Annotated in this window: 18 protein-coding genes; 2 read left to right on the top strand and 16 right to left on the bottom strand. The window is 30.1% G+C overall.

What is annotated here, in order from left to right; translation table 11 throughout:
- The 3 genes from BMY82_RS08075 to mnmE form a co-directional block, all read right to left on the bottom strand.
- A partial coding sequence (locus BMY82_RS08075) for a 16S rRNA (guanine(527)-N(7))-methyltransferase RsmG (RefSeq protein WP_180366762.1) occupies window positions 1-334 on the bottom strand: 334 nt, incomplete at its 3' end.
- A 144-nt stretch (window positions 335-478) separates the two neighbouring features.
- The gene (gene mnmG, locus BMY82_RS08070) at window positions 479-2,365 is read right to left on the bottom strand and encodes a tRNA uridine-5-carboxymethylaminomethyl(34) synthesis enzyme MnmG (RefSeq protein ID WP_091976045.1); all 1,887 of its coding nucleotides are present in this window, start codon (window positions 2,363-2,365) and stop codon (window positions 479-481) included.
- A gap of 123 nt (window positions 2,366-2,488) precedes the next feature.
- Window positions 2,489-3,868, bottom strand: coding sequence for a tRNA uridine-5-carboxymethylaminomethyl(34) synthesis GTPase MnmE (mnmE, locus tag BMY82_RS08065; RefSeq protein WP_091976044.1), 1,380 nt, complete (start codon window positions 3,866-3,868; stop codon window positions 2,489-2,491).
- A gap of 418 nt (window positions 3,869-4,286) precedes the next feature.
- Between mnmE and BMY82_RS08060 the strand changes: the two genes are divergently transcribed.
- Entirely contained in the window at window positions 4,287-4,829 is a 543-nt protein-coding gene (locus tag BMY82_RS08060) for a TDE2712 family protein (protein WP_091976043.1), read from the top strand.
- A gap of 179 nt (window positions 4,830-5,008) precedes the next feature.
- Here the strand turns inward: BMY82_RS08060 and BMY82_RS08055 are convergent, their stop codons facing one another.
- The 4 genes from BMY82_RS08055 to BMY82_RS08040 form a co-directional block, all read right to left on the bottom strand.
- Complete coding sequence (locus BMY82_RS08055) at window positions 5,009-5,560, bottom strand: hypothetical protein (RefSeq protein WP_091976042.1); 552 nt, start codon at window positions 5,558-5,560, stop codon at window positions 5,009-5,011.
- A gap of 213 nt (window positions 5,561-5,773) precedes the next feature.
- Window positions 5,774-6,436, bottom strand: a complete 663-nt coding sequence (locus BMY82_RS08050; protein ID WP_091976041.1) for a PepSY domain-containing protein — start codon at window positions 6,434-6,436, stop codon at window positions 5,774-5,776.
- 140 nt (window positions 6,437-6,576) lie between these two features.
- Window positions 6,577-7,920 carry a HAMP domain-containing sensor histidine kinase gene (locus tag BMY82_RS08045; protein WP_091976040.1) on the bottom strand — a complete coding sequence of 448 codons (1,344 nt, stop codon included), beginning with the start codon at window positions 7,918-7,920 and terminating at the stop codon, window positions 6,577-6,579.
- Window positions 7,913-8,581, bottom strand: a complete 669-nt coding sequence (locus tag BMY82_RS08040) for a response regulator transcription factor (RefSeq protein ID WP_091976039.1) — start codon at window positions 8,579-8,581, stop codon at window positions 7,913-7,915. Before BMY82_RS08040 ends, BMY82_RS08045 begins: the two co-directional genes overlap by 8 nt.
- A 237-nt stretch (window positions 8,582-8,818) precedes the next feature.
- On the opposite strand from BMY82_RS08040, the gene BMY82_RS08035 reads away from it, so the two are divergent.
- Window positions 8,819-9,541, top strand: a complete 723-nt coding sequence (locus BMY82_RS08035; RefSeq protein ID WP_091976038.1) for an HAD family hydrolase — start codon at window positions 8,819-8,821, stop codon at window positions 9,539-9,541.
- A 187-nt stretch (window positions 9,542-9,728) separates the two neighbouring features.
- On the opposite strand, the gene BMY82_RS08030 is transcribed toward BMY82_RS08035, so the two are convergent.
- The 9 genes from BMY82_RS08030 to BMY82_RS07990 all read right to left on the bottom strand — a co-directional run bounded on the left by BMY82_RS08030 (window position 9,729) and on the right by BMY82_RS07990 (window position 17,645).
- On the bottom strand, window positions 9,729-11,474 hold the full coding sequence (locus BMY82_RS08030) for a sensor histidine kinase (protein WP_180366761.1): 1,746 nt from the start codon (window positions 11,472-11,474) through the stop codon (window positions 9,729-9,731).
- 82 nt (window positions 11,475-11,556) lie between these two features.
- Entirely contained in the window at window positions 11,557-12,249 is a 693-nt protein-coding gene (locus BMY82_RS08025; protein WP_091976036.1) for a response regulator transcription factor, read from the bottom strand.
- Window position 12,250: 1 nt separating this feature from the next.
- Window positions 12,251-12,928 carry a phosphate signaling complex protein PhoU gene (gene phoU / locus BMY82_RS08020; protein ID WP_091976035.1) on the bottom strand — a complete coding sequence of 226 codons (678 nt, stop codon included), beginning with the start codon at window positions 12,926-12,928 and terminating at the stop codon, window positions 12,251-12,253.
- A gap of 9 nt (window positions 12,929-12,937) precedes the next feature.
- A complete protein-coding gene (gene pstB / locus BMY82_RS08015) occupies window positions 12,938-13,687 on the bottom strand; it encodes a phosphate ABC transporter ATP-binding protein PstB (protein ID WP_091976034.1) in 750 nt (249 codons plus the stop codon).
- A gap of 92 nt (window positions 13,688-13,779) precedes the next feature.
- Window positions 13,780-14,763, bottom strand: coding sequence for a phosphate ABC transporter permease PstA (gene pstA / locus BMY82_RS08010; RefSeq protein WP_242938949.1), 984 nt, complete (start codon window positions 14,761-14,763; stop codon window positions 13,780-13,782).
- Window positions 14,757-15,611, bottom strand: coding sequence for a phosphate ABC transporter permease subunit PstC (pstC, locus tag BMY82_RS08005; RefSeq protein WP_091976033.1), 855 nt, complete (start codon window positions 15,609-15,611; stop codon window positions 14,757-14,759). The genes pstA and pstC overlap by 7 nt, the downstream gene beginning before the upstream one ends.
- Before the next feature lie 75 nt (window positions 15,612-15,686).
- Window positions 15,687-16,574, bottom strand: coding sequence for a substrate-binding domain-containing protein (locus BMY82_RS08000; protein ID WP_091976032.1), 888 nt, complete (start codon window positions 16,572-16,574; stop codon window positions 15,687-15,689).
- 192 nt (window positions 16,575-16,766) lie between these two features.
- On the bottom strand, window positions 16,767-17,078 hold the full coding sequence (locus tag BMY82_RS07995; protein ID WP_091976031.1) for a YbjQ family protein: 312 nt from the start codon (window positions 17,076-17,078) through the stop codon (window positions 16,767-16,769).
- Window positions 17,079-17,144: 66 nt separating this feature from the next.
- Window positions 17,145-17,645: a SprT-like domain-containing protein gene (locus BMY82_RS07990; protein WP_180366760.1), complete on the bottom strand. Its 501-nt coding sequence runs from the start codon at window positions 17,643-17,645 to the stop codon at window positions 17,145-17,147.
- Window positions 17,646-17,850: the final 205 nt, after the last annotated feature.

Raw genomic sequence — 17,850 nt, 5'->3', positions numbered from 1 at the left:
AAAAGTTAATTCTCTTATTAAGAGAATCTAAAAGTGTTAGCTCAACAGTAGGATTTGCTATTTTAAATGGAAGTCCTGGAAAACCTGCACCTGTGCCAACATCTATTATTGACAAATTATCCATTATATAGCCATATTTAAAAACTGCAACTGAATCAAGAAAATGTTTGATATAAACTTCTCTCTGTTCAGTAATTCCAGTTAAATTCATATGCTTGTTAAATTCAACTAATATTTCTCTATACTTTTCAAATCTATCAAGCATAGTATCATTTACATCTATATCATAACTTTCTAATCCTTCTTTAAGTAGGTCTATGTTTTCTTGTGACATAAACTCTCTCCTTTCATAGAACCCCTATATTTTAGATTTTTGGCATTACAGTATAGTTAGTTCCAGAATATAAACTTTTATTTTAAATTTATATTCTGGAAAAATTAACTTATTTTATAATATACTTTTTAATGACTTATCTAATTAATTTTTATTTCCTCTTCTTTTTTGTTCAAGATATATTAAAAGAACCGATATATCAGAAGGTGAAACACCTGATATTCTTGAAGCCTGTCCTATAGAAGTTGGCTTTATATTATCTAGCTTCTGTCTGGCTTCTAGTCTCAATCCATCTATCTTTGAATAGTCCATATCTTCTCTTAGTTTCTTTTTCTCAAGTTTTCTAAACTGCTCTATCTGTTTCATTTGCTTTGCTATATAGCCCTCATACTTTATCATTATAACTGCCTGATTCTTCACTTCATCAGATATATCTTTTGGACTTTGCTTTCCAGTAAGTTCAAGCATTGAATAATCAATTTCTGGTCTCTTTAAAAATTCATAAAGCGAAAGACCATTATTAAGAGTTGCTATATTTCTTTCTTCAAGTATATGATTTACTTCCTTAGGAGTAATTCTCTCTTTTTTTAATCTTTCTATTTCATCTTCAAGTTCAGACTTTTTCTTCAAAAATCTATTATATCTTTCTTCAGTTACTAGACCTAGTTGGTATCCCTTTTCAGTAAGTCTCATATCTGCATTATCCTGTCTTAGATAAAGTCTATATTCTGCTCTTGATGTCATCATTCTATATGGTTCATTAGTCCCCTTTGTTACAAGATCATCTATCAAAACCCCTATGTAACCTTCTGATCTATCCATTATAAAAGCTTCTTCTCCCTTTATCTTAAGAACTGCATTTATACCTGCTATTAGACCTTGCGCACCTGCTTCTTCATATCCAGAAGTTCCATTAAACTGACCAGCAGAAAATAGATTTTCTACACCTTTAATTTCAAGATTCTGCTTTAATTGTGTAGGATCGATACAATCATATTCAATAGCATATGCTGGTCTCATTATCTTTACATTTTCAAGCCCCTTTATAGTTCTATACATTCTCTCCTGCATATCTACAGGGAAGCTTGTAGATACTCCCTGTACATACATTTCCTTTGTATCTAAGCCTTCTGGCTCTATAAATAACTGATGTGTTTCCTTATCAGCAAATTTAACTATCTTATCTTCTATTGAAGGGCAGTATCTAGGTCCTGTTCCCTCTATATTTCCACTATACATAGCACTTCTTGTAATATTATCCTGTATTAACTTCTTTGTATCTGGAGTTGTTCTAGTTAAATAACAAGTGATTTGATCTTTTTCCAAATCCTCATTCATAAATGAGAAAGGACTAATCTTTTCATCTCCTTCTTGAGGCTCCATTACTGAAAAATCTATGCTATCTCTGTGAACTCTTGCAGGAGTTCCAGTTTTGAATCTTCTCATTGAAAGACCAAGATCCTTTAGACTGTCTGTTAGCTTTTTAGCATACGCCATTCCATTTGGACCTTCTTTAAAGGTATCATGCCCTATAAATATTGTAGACTGAAGATATACTCCAGTTGCAAGTATTGTCATCTTGCTTCTATAAATACACCCTAATCTAGTTGCTACACCTGTTACAACTTTTCCTTCATGAAGTATTTCCTCTACTTCATCCATTACCAAATCAAGATTTTCCTGATTTTCTATAGTTTCTTTCATAACCCTGTGATAAAGGTTTTTATCTGTTTGTGCTCTAAGTGAATGCACTGCAGGACCTTTGGCAGTATTTAACATTCTGCTCTGTATAAAAGTTTTATCTATGTTTAGCCCCATTTCTCCACCAAGTGCATCTATTTCTCTAACAAGCTGTCCCTTCCCTGTTCCTCCTATTGAAGGATTACATGGTAGAGCGGCTATTGAATCAAGAGAAAGAGTAATCATAAGTGTCTTCATACCCATTCTTGCTGAAGCCAGTGCTGCCTCACATCCTGCGTGTCCTGCACCGACTACAATTATGTCATAATTTCCAGCTTCAAATCTATCCATACTTTTCCTTTCTTTTATATGATCTATTTCTAAAATCCTATTATTTTTTATAAGATTAATTATTTTTATAGGCTTAATCTTTCTAGTTTTTGCTCTAAATATTTATTTTTAAAATTTCAATCCTTACTTTCCTATACAGAAGTTTGAGAATATAGTATCTAGTAAATCTTCATTTACTGTATCTCCATTTATCTGTCCTAAAGCATCCCATGCATCTCTCAAATCAACTTCTATAAAATCATAAGACATATGATCTGAAAGTGCTCTTACTGAATCTTCAATCGATGTCATAGCCTTGTATATAGCATCTTTATGCCTTGAATTTGTAATCATGACTTCACCTGAGTTTGATATTTCTCCACTAAATACCATTTCCTCGATTCTATCATGTATCAAATCTATACCTTCACTTTTTAGTGCTGATATATTTATTATATTCTTTTCGTCTACATATTCTTTCACTTTTTCCAAATCTAGCTTAGGCTCAAGATCTATCTTATTTAGAAGAACTATTGCTTTTTCTCTATCTATATTTTGCAGAATCTCAATATCCTCATTATCTAACTCTCTTGAAGTATCTAAAACTACAAGTGTAAGATCTGATGATTTAAGGTGTTTTATCGACTTTTCTACACCTATTTTTTCTACTATATCGTCTGTTTCTCTAATACCTGCAGTATCCACTATCTTTAACGGTATTCCCTTGATATTTACAAACTCTTCTATTACGTCTCTTGTAGTACCTGGAATATCTGTAACAATTGCCCTATTTTCTCCTAATATTGAATTCATAAGTGATGACTTACCTACATTGGGCTTTCCAAGTATTGCTGTTTTTAGACCTTCTCTTAAAATTTTACCTGTATCTGCAGTTTTGTACATTTTTACTATTTCAGACTTTATATACTCAGTTTTTTCTATTAATTCTTTATAAGTTATAAACTCAATATCCTCTTCAGGATAGTCTATGGCAACTTCAACCTGTGCCAAAACTTCAGTTATTTTATCTCTAAGACCTCTTATCTTTTTAGAAAGACTTCCCTCTAACTGCTCTTGAGCTATTTCATGAGATTTATCAGTCTTTGCATTTATAATATCTATTACAGCCTCTGCCTGTGAAAGATCTATTCTTCCATTTAAAAAGGCTCTCTTAGTAAACTCTCCTGCCTCTGCCATTCTCGCACCGCTTTTCAAAGTGAGTTCTAATATTTTTTTTACCGAAATAAATCCACCATGGCAGTTTATTTCAACCACATCCTCCGCTGTATATGAATGTGGTCCTTTCATATACGCCAATAATACTTCATCTATTACATCTTCGCCGTCTACTATATTTCCATATATTAGAGTTCTATTAGCATAATCCCTTATAGACTCTCTGTAGAAGGGTCTGAAGATTTTTTCTGCTATATCTAGTGCATCACAACCACTAAGTCTTATAATGCCAATGCCACCCTCTCCAGGGGCTGTAGCAATAGCTGCTATTGTATCATCTATAAACATATTACCTCCTAGCTTTTCAATTATTTTCTCTTAAATATTTATATATTTTACTCCAATTACATACTAAATCTATATATACTCTGAATCTCTTTTTTCTCTCTATTTTAAACAAATCTAGTATTATATTATATCACAAAATACAAGTGTTTTTTAATTTATTGGTCAACAAAAATTTTTGTTGCCTTATCTACTGTATATTCTTTAAAAAATGTACTATAATAAAGTATATTGAAAACATTTTCTAGAGCTTTTTAAATATTTATAAATCTGGCTTATTTTAAGAAATTTATTCAGTGTTTTTTGCATAGTTAAATTTTTTAATAATCTTTATTAGAAAATTATAAATACTTTTAAATATTTTTATAAATAACTAGATTTTTTAATTATGCTCTAAATATTTAGTGGGAGGTTTTCAGATATGTTAAAAAATATAATTTTAAACTTAGAAGTAGTTGAATCTATGCTTTACTATTGGAGCAGTGTAGCCGATAGAGAAAAAGTAATGGAAAGCTTCTTCGTAGACGTAGCAAATATGGATGCTATGAAGTTAGTTCAGAGTCCTGAGTTTTCAGAAGAATCTATAAGAAAGGTTTTAAGTGCTATACAGAATAGAGAGCTTCTATCTGCAGCTACTAAACCTGAAAAAAGATTTTGGAGCAAAAATATGTGGATTGCAGATGATGTATCACTTGCAACTAAAATGGCTCAACCTGTAAAAGTCCTTAATGTTGACGATATGGTTGAAAAACTAAATGAAAAATACCCTGACATAAAGCAGGAAAAAATAATAGTTCATATAGCCCCATTGCATCTTGACCCATACTATATAATCGATGGTCAGCTTGTTATGAATTTCTTTAAAATTTATTTCGACGCAGATGACAATGCTATGTTTGAAGATATGCCAATTAAAGACTTTATCTTTGAAAAGCTTTGTGAACTTATTGAAAAAGAAAATTAATTTTTAAAAAATTATTGGTTTTCAAATGTATTAAAATTATTTTTATTAAGAAGAAAAGCTAACGTAAACTGTTAGCTTTTTTATATTTATAAACTTAAATTAAACTATATATATTGTTCTTAGTTCTTATATCGAAATACTATTTTAGTAAGTATATATTCTGCTTCTAGTTTTAGATGCTATTTCACTCTTTTGTATACTATTGCTTCATCATATCCAAATGTTCTCTTACCATTCATTTCCATTGATTCAGATACTTCTAGCTTTTCATTAGAAAATCTTTCAAAAAGCTTAAACTTCAATACTGGTGAAAACATACTTTCACTTCCACCTTCCCAAACTCCATCTTTTTCTTTATATACTGCTGGAGTAAATTTAGTGGATTTCTTTAAAGAATTAAAATCTATTTCGCCTAATTCTCTATATGTAAATGTATTTTTATCATATCCTTCAGGACTTTCATAAGATGAAAGAACTATATCTTCACCTTCTTCTGTAAACAAAAACAAATGAGGTGATGAATGTGTATTTCCATTTGTAGTATAATAGCTTTCTTCTACCATAAATACTCCCTTGAAATCATCTGGTAAATTTTTTATTTTTCCATTGCAAGCAGTATTTATATGTTTTGCAAATGGAAATTCTATCCCTCTTTTTTTCATATCTTCATACTGATCAGAGTTGTCAAATTCACCAATAAGCATATTTATAAACTTTTCTAGATTCTGCATAGCTATACCTCCATTTTACTTTTCTTTTATTTTCAAGAGAGTATACGCTTCTTTTCTTAACTAATCTTTAATAGCTGCCCCATTTCTTCTACTGTTCAGTTGCTTAATTTAACTTGGCTATTACAAATAGAATCTTTTAAAATAAAAATACAGCTTATAATTAATATTATAAGCTGTATTTTTTATATTTATTAATATTTAATTTTCGATATATTAATCGTTATTCTCTATCTCTTTCTTTATAATTCTTCCTGTCTCTGCATCTATCTTAATCTCTTTTTCTGTTTTATTGTCTTCCATCTTTATTTCATAGACTAAACATCTTCTCTTCTTTTCCAATTTTATCTCTGTAATAGTACCATTACCTAGTTCTTTTTTAGCTATTGATTCTGCTTCAGCTTTTTTAATTTTTACATCTGCACCATCTGGATCTAGCTCTTCGTAATCACATTCCTTTTCTAAAACTTTTCCAGTATTTCCATCTATCTTTACTTCGTGTATATTTTTTCCATCTGATATTTCATATTTGTAAACACTTCTATTTCTTTTATGTTTCTGTTTCATACTCATTATTTTTCCATTTTCTACCTGGCTTAAAGCTATCTTTTCTATTTCAGGTTCAGTTAAATTTTTCTTGTCATTTTGACCACTATTCTGATTTCCTGAATTTCCATTTTTTTGTTTTTGAGAATTATTTCCCCCACCATTTCCCTGTCTTTCTGTTTTTTGTGTAGCACTTGAAGACACATCTGTATTGCTAGCATTTACGGTCTGATTAGACTTTTCTGCATTACTTATTGCAAAAGCTGATATACCTCCTATTGAAACTACACTTGCCAATGTTATTGCTAAAATCTTTTTACTTATTTCTCTCATTTTAATATCTCCTTTCAATAATATAAAATAACTTATCTTTTCTTTTTTCTATACTTGAATTATATGTTAGTAAAATGAATGCTAAATGAATGAAAAAAAAATTATAAATTTTTTATAAAAAAAGAGGGTCTTAAACCCTCTTATATTTTTTTGATTTTTACTATAAATCTACTGTATTTGCCTACTTCACTTTCTACAAATAAATCAGCCTTATGTAGCTTTGAAATTTCTTTTACAAATGATAAGCCTAAACCTAGTCCCTCATTATTCTCCTTGTTTCTAGATTTATCTTCTTGATAAAATCTGTCCCAAATTTTATCTAAACTCTCTTTACTTATTCCCAAACCATTGTCTTCTATTTCTATTAGACAATATTCAGAAATACTTTTAACACTTACTTTTATTGTATCCTTTGTAAATTTTATAGCATTTGAAAGAATATTTGATATCATTCTTCTAAATAATATCGCATCACCACTTATATGAATATCTTCTTCTATCTCTGTTATTATATTTATTTTATTTATTTCTAAGTAGTTTCTATAATCCTCTAACATAAGTTCTATGTCTTTAGAAATATTTATATCTTCATTTTTAATTTTTTCTATGCTATCTATATGCGAAATTTCCATTATTTGATTTATTAATAGCTTCATTCTTTCAGCCTGCCTATTTATAACTTTCAGTGAATCCATCATTTCATCTTTATCATCTTCACATAATTGTGCATACTGACTTTCTGCCAATATTACTGAAACAGGTGTCCTTAGTTCGTGAGAAACATCTGAGCTAAATTGTTTCTCTCTTAAATATGTTCCCTCTAAAGAATTTAACATTTCATTAAAAACTCTAGCAAGATTATGTACTTCATCTTTTCTGTTTTTCAAATCTATTCTCTTGGAAAAGTCTTTACTTCTTCCTATTTCTTCAGCAGTCTGAGTTATTGTCCTAACTGGCTTAAATGCCTTTTTAACTATTTTATAACCACCTATAATCACTATTAATACTACTAATATACTAAATAATACAATTAAATATGGAAAATATCTAAATATATTATACATAGAAGTTATCGGTGCAACACCTCTTATCCAAACTCTGCCTTTTTCATAGTCCACATATCTATCATAGTATATATATTTCTTATTATCCTTGTTATTTTCGTATTCTTTTACCAAAGAATTACTAAAACTTAGATTAGAATCAAATGCAGACGGTACACTTCCTTCAATCTCTCTTTTACCCCTGTATTTAATAAAGAAAATTCCATCATCAAATGCCTTGAAATCATCTTCTCCACTGGAAACTTTTATTACACTTTTTACAAGTTCTTTTTCACTTATATTTTCAATCAAATGATCAGTTGCATAAAAGGATACTGAAATCATAATAGCGAGTAGTGCCACTATAAAAAATGAATACCACATAGTAATAGATACTGTTATAGGAAGCTCTCTGATTCTAAATTTTTTCAATCTATTCATGAACTGTGTAACCTACCCCTCTTTTAGTATGTATTATCGACTTTGAATCTCCTATATCTATTTTTTTTCTTATATTCTTTATTAAAACATCAATTATATTAGAAGCTCCATCGTACTCAAAATCCCAAACATGTTCCAAAATTTGATCTCTAGTAAGTATCTTTTCCTTATTCTGCATAAGATACTCTAAAACTTCATATTCTTTTCCCGTTAGATCTATTATTTTTCCAGCTCTTGTAACAGATTTTTTAGAGCAATCTATAATCAAGTCATCTACTTTTATTTCATTGGATACATTTCCATATCTTCTTCTTATAAGAGCTCTCACTCTAGCCAAAAGTTCCTCAAAATCAAAGGGTTTGATTAAATAATCATCTCCACCTTTATCAAGACCCTTGACTCTATCATCAATTGAATCTTTTGCTGTCAAAATTAACACTGGTGTCGTATTTTTTTCATTTCTTATAAACTCCAAAAAACTATAACCATCCATGATTGGCATCATAATATCCAATATTATCAAATCATATTCACTTATTTTTATATAATCAATTGCTTCTTGTCCATTATAACAGGCGTCTACACTATAGCTGTTTTTCTTTAAAATTTTGCAAATTATATTATTAAGATCTCTCTCGTCTTCAACTACTAATATCTTCATATTAATCACCTCTTATCTATAGAATATCTTATATTTTCATAAACTACAACTTGCATATTGCAGTTCTTATACTCCTTTTATTATTACTTTATTATATGAATACAGAATGAATTTCCTATAGTGTTTTTATATTTTCTTTATTCCCTTTTATTAAATTTTCACTTGTTATAAAATAGAATTACAAGAGACACAAATATATATTTAGTGTCTCTTGTAAAATTAATTTAGGAGGTTTATATGTTTTTTTTATTTGATATAGATGATACTCTTTATGACCTTGAAGATCCTTTTAGATTGGCTTTTGAAGAAATGTTTCCTAGTGAAGTAGAGGACATTCACAGTATTTTCCTTGATTTTAGAAAATATAACAATATGGTTTATGAAAAAGCAATTCTCGGTGAAATTACTATGGAAGAAATGTGTATTTATAGAGCTAAAAATGCTTTTAGAGATCATAATATAATAATCAGCGACTCAGAGGCTCTTAAATTTCAATTACTTTACTTAAGTAAGAAAAAGTTTATACGTTTGAATCCATATGTTGAAAAAAGTCTTAAACTGCTTTCCGAAAATAATATAGAAATGGGTCTTGTTTCAAATGGACCACATAAAGAACAGATGCAAAAATACAACTACCTTGGTCTGAAAAGATTTATAAAGAAAAAATACACCTTTATATCTGAAGATGTGGGATTTTATAAACCGGACTGTAGAATTCTTAAATTTGCCTGCAATAAAATGAATATCTCTAAAAATGATAAAGTATTTTTCATAGGTGATTCTATAAAACTAGATATTATACCTGCAAAAAAATACGGTTTAAATACAATTTGGATTAATAGGAGAAATTACACTAATGAATCAAGTTTATACAAACCGGACTATATAGCCTATAGCTTCAAAGAGCTTTATACTATAATTAAGAAAATTGTAGATTCAAAACTTTCTAGTGATTTTTAAAGCTTTTATTTTCTCAAATTAGCACAAGACTAGATTGAAAATATATAAAAAAAGAAACACCGCAATCCCTTTACGGGGGAGGGTACGCGGCGTTTCTTTCTAAATTATTTATATGAGTTTGCTTATGGGCTTTTATTGGATATTTAAACAATATCTAATTTCTTTAAATAAGAACTAAAACTTATTATTAATCCTTATTCAGTAAAATTTCCATGCTTGTTCCTTCACCTAATTTGCTTTTTGCTTCAATTGTTCCACCTAACATTATTACTATATGCTTTACAATTGCAAGACCTAATCCTGTTGAATTTGTGTTAGTCTTGTTTCTAGACTTATCTACCATGTAAAATCTTTCGAAAATCCTTGGAAGATCTTCTTTGCTAATTCCAATACCAGTATCTCTTACTGTAATCTTTATCTGGTCTCTTAGGTCTTCAATATCTAAAAATATCTTTCCACCATCAACATTATAGTCTATTGAATTTACCATCAAATTATATAGTATTTCCTCTAACATAGATTCAACTGATTTAAACATAAGCTTTCCCTTTGATTGATAACTTATATTTATGTTTTTTTCAGATGCCATTGGTTCAAGCATTTTTATAACTGAATTTGCTACACTATCGACATCAAGCTCTTTCTTTTCAATGGAAACACTAGCTTTCTCATCAAGTTTAGAAAGCTTTATTATATCATCTATTAATTCAAGAAGCTTTCTTCCCTGCTTTAAAATAGTATTTGCAAAAGCTCTAATATCGTCTTCATCTGCAAGACCTGCTGCTATCATTTCAGCGTAACCATTGATACTTGTAAGAGGTGTCTTTAATTCATGAGATATATTAGCAGAAAACTCTCTTCTATATTTTTCTTCAATATAATTTGTAGTATTATCTAAAATAAATACTATCTTTCCACTTACTATATCCTCTGAATCTACAAGTGGTGATATAAATATATTAAGATACTTTTCGTTCTTATTTAAAAGTACTGTATTTTTCTCATTACTTCTAACTGCATCTATAAATTCTCTATCCCTTACAAGAGATATTATGTGAGAATCTATATGTTTATTATTAGGCACATCTAAAAGTTTAATAGCTGCACCATTTGCAACTAATATATTGTCATTTTGATCCAGCATAATAAGACCCTCATTCATATTATCAAGAATTTCATTTGTTACTGTTATTCTATCTTCAAGATTTTTAACATAGTATGAAATCTCTTCCTTTTGTTTATTGATTATCTTTACAAGAGGAAGTAGTTCTTCATCTACTTCATAGTATTCTATTTCAGAGTCATTTCTTATTTCATCATTAATATTTCTAGCCACTTTTTCTACATCTTTAAAACTACTTTTAAGTATTCTGGATAGGACTATCATTGTAATAAAAGTAGCTATTAATGTAATAAATACGACCATAGGAAGACTTTCTAATAACTGCCTAAAGGGAGATACAATATCCGTTGACACCCTTATAACTGTTGAACCTGCTGTTTTATATGCACGATACCTATACTCCCTAGATAGAGTCTTAGAATATCTTTTAGAAGCACCCTTTTTATCTCTCATTGCCTCTATAAACTCTTCTCTTTGTGAGTGGTTTTCCATCTTGCTTTCATCTGCTGACGAATCATATAAAACCTTTCCGTCTTTGTCTATCCATGTAAACCTATACTGATCTTCAAATCTTTGGACATTTTCTATTTTTTTTATATCTTCCTTTATATCAAAACTCTCTAGTCCTTTGCTTCTATTTTCTCTATATGTATCATTCATCTCTTGTGACAAATTAGTCAGTATAAGATTCATGTGTCTATTTATTCCATTTACATTTTCCTTATGCTGTGAAAACACAACGATACACATACTTGCAAAGACAGCAATAAAAGTGATTAAAGTACCTCCTAAGAGAATTTTTTTCTTCATGCATTTCTCCTTTACAAATATATTTTGTAGGTACATCATCAGGTGTTGACTATCTTACTATATTAAGTTAATCTTTTAAAATCTACATATCTTCAATCTTATATCCTACATTTCTTATTGTAGCTAACTGCTTCGAGCTTTCATTTAATTTCTGTCTTAGAGAGGCTATATGAACATCTACTGTCCTTGTCTCACCTTCATATTCAAACCCCCATACTGTTTCAAGTAATCTTTCTCTACTCATTACAATACCTTTATTTTCTATAAGTATTTTTAGCAGTTCATATTCCTTGAAAGTAAGATTTAAAGATTCATTGTCTACCCTTACTTCTCTTGATAGCGTATCTATCTCTATATTTCCAGATTTCAATATTTCTCTATTTTCCTTATTATCTCCGATCTTAGATAACTTTTCATTTCTTCTAAGAACAGCTCTTACTCTTGCAACCATTTCAAGAACAGAGAAAGGTTTGGATATATAATCATCAGCCCCTGAATCTAGACCATTGATCTTATCATACTCACTTCCCTTAGCTGTAAGCATTATTACGGGTACATCAAAATAATTTTTATCGTTATTTAGTTTGGCAAGTATCTCCATTCCATCCATTCCTGGAAGCATAATATCCAAAAGGAAAAGTTTTGGTTTTATATTTTTGAGTTCTTCAAACATTTCCTCTCCACTTTCAAATCCCATTACTTTCAAGCCCTGTCCCTTTAAGGCATAAATTATAAGTTCTCTAATGCTCTTATCATCTTCTACACAAAAAATCAATTTAATCCCTCATTCTTTTTGGATTCTTTAAAGAATCTACATATTCACCTGTTACCGAGAATACAACCCATTCTGTTATATTCTCTGCATGATCTCCTACTCTTTCTAAGTATTTTGCCACCTGTAGAATATCCACCCATTCTTCTGCAAATGTAGGACTTTCTCTTATAGACATTATAGCCCTTTTTCTGAATTCTGCGTATAGGTAATCTATTGTATTATCCATTTTTTTTATTTTAAGGGCAAGTTCTATATCTGAAGTTACAAATGAATCAACTGCACCCTTTAGCATTACCTTTATTATATCAAATAGCTTATTAAGTTCATCTAGTTCATTATTTAATTTGTTATTTCCCAAGGAAATAGATATTTCTGCTATGTCCTGAGCATGATCTCCTATTCTCTCAAGGTCTGTTACAATCTTTAGACAAGCAGATATATTTCTCAGATCCATAGCCACTGGTTGCTGATGTAAAATAAGATTCAAGCAGTCTTTTTCAATTTCTTTATGCATCTTATTTACAAGTTCATCTGCAAATATTGTTTGACTTGCTAATTTTTCATCTCTATTTTTAAGAGCTGTTAGTGAATTTTGTATTTGTTCTTCTACCAAAGCTCCCATTTCTACAAGCTTATTAAATAGTATTTTTAATTCTTCATCATAAGTTTTTCTTAACATATCTATCTCCTAACCAAATCTTCCGGTAATATAGTTTTCTGTTTTCTTATTCTGAGGTGTAGTAAACAACTTGTGAGTCTCATCATATTCTAGTATCTCACCACTTAAAAAGAATGCTGTTTTATCAGATATTCTAAGTGCCTGCTGCATATTATGAGTAACCATCACTATAGTATATTTATTCTTTAACTCTATACATAACTCTTCAATCTTTCCTGTTGAAATAGGATCAAGTGCTGATGTAGGCTCATCCATAAGTATCACTTCAGGATTTACCGACAAGGCTCTTGCTATACAAAGTCTCTGTTGTTGACCTCCTGAAAGACTCAATGCTGATTTGTGAAGCTTATCTTTTAGGTCATCCCATACTGCAGCATTTTTTAATGTTCTTTCTACTATCTCCTCTAATTCTGCTTTTTTCTTTATACCATGAGTCTTAGGACCATACACTATATTATCATATATGCTCATAGCAAAGGGGTTCGGCTGCTGAAATACCATTCCTACTCTTTTTCTAAGGTTATTTACATCTACATTACTCGCATAAATATCCTCGCCATCTAGAAGTATATCTCCTTCTATTTTGCACCCTCTTACTAGATCATTCATTCTATTTAGACTCTTTAAAAGAGTAGACTTTCCACATCCTGAAGGACCTATAAATGCAGTAATTTCTTTTTCTTCAATTTCAAGATTTACATCTTTTAATGCGTGAAAATCACCGTAAAAAAGATTCATATTTTTTATATCAAATTTCATATTAATCTCCTGTATTATTTTTCTTAATAGAACTTAAAGCCCGATTTCCGGACTTAAAAGCTACTATTTAATATATTTTAAAATCCAAGGTTTTATTTACTTCCTGCACTTCGCTTTGCTATTTTATTCCCTATAAAACTACTTATTCCATTAAGTAAAAGTACCATAAAGAGAATTACTACTGCTGTTGCAAAGGCCTGATCTACATACATACCTTCCCCGGATAACATATACATATGAACGGACAATGTTCTTCCTGACTGAAACAGTGATGTCGGAAGCTTTGTAGATGTACCTAATGTATAGATAAGTGCAGCTGATTCACCGATTATTCTTCCTGTTGAAAGTATCACCCCAGAAAGTATTCCTGGAAGTGCAGCGGGAAGGACAACTCTAAACACAGTCCTCAACCTACCTGCTCCAAGCGCATATGAGCCCCACCTATAATCTTTTCTAACGTTCAGAAAGGCCTCTTCTGAAGATCTTATTATTACAGGTAGAACCATTATAGCCACTGTCAAAAATCCAGCCATAATACTGTTTTTCATATTTAAAAAATATACGAAAAACAACATCCCAAATAGTCCGTATACTATAGATGGTATTGCTGATAGAGTATCTGTAGCAAGTCTTATAATCTTAACAAAAATATTCTGTGAATCCAGATATTCTGCCATAAATACAGCAGTAAATATCCCTATTGGAACAGATACTAAAAGCCCTAATACCACTATATACAAAGTTGTGATAATTGCTGGCATCATAGATACATTCTGAGTTGTATATTTCATTTCAAATAGACTTGGGCTTAGATTAGGTATGCCCTTTACTAATATATACACTACTATCAGAAGCAATGTTCCAAAAGTAATTGCAGATGCCAACTGAGTAAGTATTTTTCTATAATTTTTTCTAGAATTCTTTTTATTCTTAAAAACTGAAGCTAATTTATTATTTTTATTATCTGACTTTACTTCATCTGGATTAATATTTACCATTTCTCCAGATCTGTTTATAATAGCTGCAGAAGATTTTCCTTTGCCAACTATTGCCTTGTATGTGTCTTTTTCTAACAACTCATATCCCTCCTTTTTAGAAACATAAATATGGAGTTAATTATAAGTATAAACACAAATAGGACTAAAGCTGTTGCTATCAGTGATTCTCTGTGCATCCCTTCTGCATAAGACATTTCCATTGCTATATTTGTAGTAAGAGTTCTAGTTCCATCAAATATAGAATCCGCTATTCTCGGCTGATTTCCACAAACTCTTAAAACCGCCATTGTCTCCCCTATTGCTCTTCCCATTGCAAGTATTATAGAAGCCATTATTCCATTTTTTGCTGCAGGAACTATAGCCTTAAATACACTTTCTTCATCATTAGCCCCTAGTGCTACACTTCCTTCATAATAAGAGTTTGGTACTGCTCTTATACTTGCTTCTGAAAGAGTGATTATAGTTGGAAGTATCATGATCGCCAATAATATTGACGCTGTCAATATACTTAATCCATCTCCTTTTATATCTCTTATAATAGGTGTTATTAAGTTTAAAGCGAAAAAACCGTAAACTATAGATGGGATACCTGCCATAAGCTGTACTGCAGGTGATAAAACCTTGTACAATCTATCTGGACAAAATCTTGCTAAATAAATTGCAGTAAGTATTCCAATTGGCACACCTATAATCAATGCTCCTCCTGTTACATACAAAGTTCCTAAAATCATTGGGAAAATTCCATATTCAGAAGGAGAATTACTTGGTGACCAAACCTGTCCAGAAATAAACTTGAAAAGTCCATATTCCTCAAGGAAAGGTAGGCCACCCTTAAATATAAATACTGAGATTACTATTATAGATACTACGCTCACAAGGGAAGAAATGATGAATATGTTTCTCATTATTTTTTCAAAACCCTTCATTTTTTTCTCCTGTATCTTTTAAATTTATATTTCTCCTAGATTAAAAAATCTAACTAATTTCTTTATTTATTTTATCTACTGAGCTAATTTGCTCCATTCTTTTATCTTTCCTATATAAACTTCATTTAACTGCTGTAAAGATATATTATCTAATTTATTTTCTTTATTTACTATTACAGCTATTCCATCTATAGCTATTTTTTCTTCTTTTAACTTTGCTTTTTCGTCATCTTTGAGATTTCTTGAACTCATACCTATATTAGCTCCACCATTTATAGTGTCTGTAATACCTGCACTTGATCCATTTGACTGAATATCAATTGTTATATCTGGGTTTAGACTTTCATATTGCTCAACTATCTTTTCCATTAATGGAGTAACACTTGTAGAACCAGATACTGCTATATGACCTTTTAACTTTGAAGGTTCATATTTACCCTTTCCTTCAAGAGCTATATATCCATTTTTAGCAACTATTTCCTGTCCCTGATCAGATAGAAGATAATTTAGAAAATCTTGAGTAACTTTATCAGGAGATTCCTTATAAGCTACTAAAAAAGGTCTTGCTAAAGCATATTTATCTGCCTTTATATTGGCATCAGTCGCTTCAACACCATCTAATTTCAAAGCCTTAACCTTATCATTTAGAGAGCCTAGTGAAATATATCCTATGGCATCTTTATCAGTAGATACAGTTGACATTACCGATTCAGTTGAATTTTGAATTATTGCGTCCTTAACTGTATTATCTGTTTTTTTATCTCCGTCCTTAACAATAAGCTTTGTTATTTCTGAGAAAGCTTCTCTTGTTCCTGAACCATCTTCTCTTGAAACTACATGAATTTCATCAGAAGAAGCTCCTGAAGATGACTCTTCAGAGTTTCCACAGCCTGTAAATAATAATGTACTTGCCCCTATTGCTGCTATACATAATGCACTCATAAACTTTCTGTTAATCTTCATTTTTTCCTCCTAAAATTAAATGCTAGTAATATTATTCCGATACTTTAAAGTACTTTTAAAGCACTTATTCGTACAAACACATATTAACAAAAAAAGATTATAGACATATTAAATATTTGTAAAGTTCATGTAAAGTCTATTTATTTTTTGCAAAAAAAAGCCCTAGCTAAATAACTAGGACTTTATATCTATCTATAAAAATTTAACTGCCGTTCCATATACCATAACTTCTGCTGCTCCCTGCATAATTGCTGAAGTTGTATATCTTACATTTATAACGGCATCCGCTTCTAATCTTTCTGCTTCCTCTATCATTCTTTCTGTGGCAATATCTCTTGCCTTATTCATCATATCTGTATATGATTTTAATTCTCCGCCTACTATTGTTTTAAATCCTTGACTAATATCTCTTCCGATATTTTTAGTCTGTATAGTGCTTCCTCTTACAAGACCTAGCATTTCAAATTCCTTATCGTTGTAATAATCAGTGTTTACTATAATCATATCACTCTCTCCTTTTTAATCATTATTCATTTAATCTTGCTAGTTCCTAAAAATAATTTTATTCTATTATATTATATCATAAATGCCTACACTTATTTTTTCATTACAACATTTTGATCTATAATTCGATGGTTTTTTTATTACTTTTGATAATCTCTTATACTTAGCGACTACTTTGCCACATTTTTTGCATCTTGCTATGTATTTATACTTTTCTTTTGAAGTATCTCTTGAATCTACTTTAACAGTAGCTTTAGGTCTACATCCTAGTTTCAAGGCATATGATTTCCAGACATTATCGTGTTTATGATTTTCTCCAGTTTCTTTTAGTACTAGAAAATGTGCCATCTCATGTTTTATTATATCTAATATAAGATCTCTATCTCCCCTTAGAAGCTCTTTGGAAAACTCTATTTTCTTGGGACAATATCTTCCATTTTCCATTTCAAACTTTACTCTTCCTAGAGTAGAGCGTATTTTTTCATTTTCTTCAACTACAACATCTAGCTCATATCCATATTCTTTTGCTATATTTCTGCAAATATTTCTGACTTCATCTATATCCATTTTTAGTGTATTTCCCCTAAACAAATTTTTTGTAATATTTTTATCTTTTATTATTTTCTTATACATATTATATCAAATTTTGTTGTATTCTTAGAAGTTGTTTTAAAAACAATAAAAAAAGAGATGATATCATCTCTTTTTTTATTAAAATTTGACAACTACAATTTTTCTACAGCTTCTATTATATCTTTGTCGGTCAATTTGT

Origin of the sequence: Peptostreptococcus russellii, assembly GCF_900110295.1 — a bacterium.
Lineage (GTDB): Bacteria > Bacillota > Clostridia > Peptostreptococcales > Peptostreptococcaceae > Peptostreptococcus > Peptostreptococcus russellii_A.
This window is presented reverse-complemented; position numbering and strand designations above follow the sequence as displayed.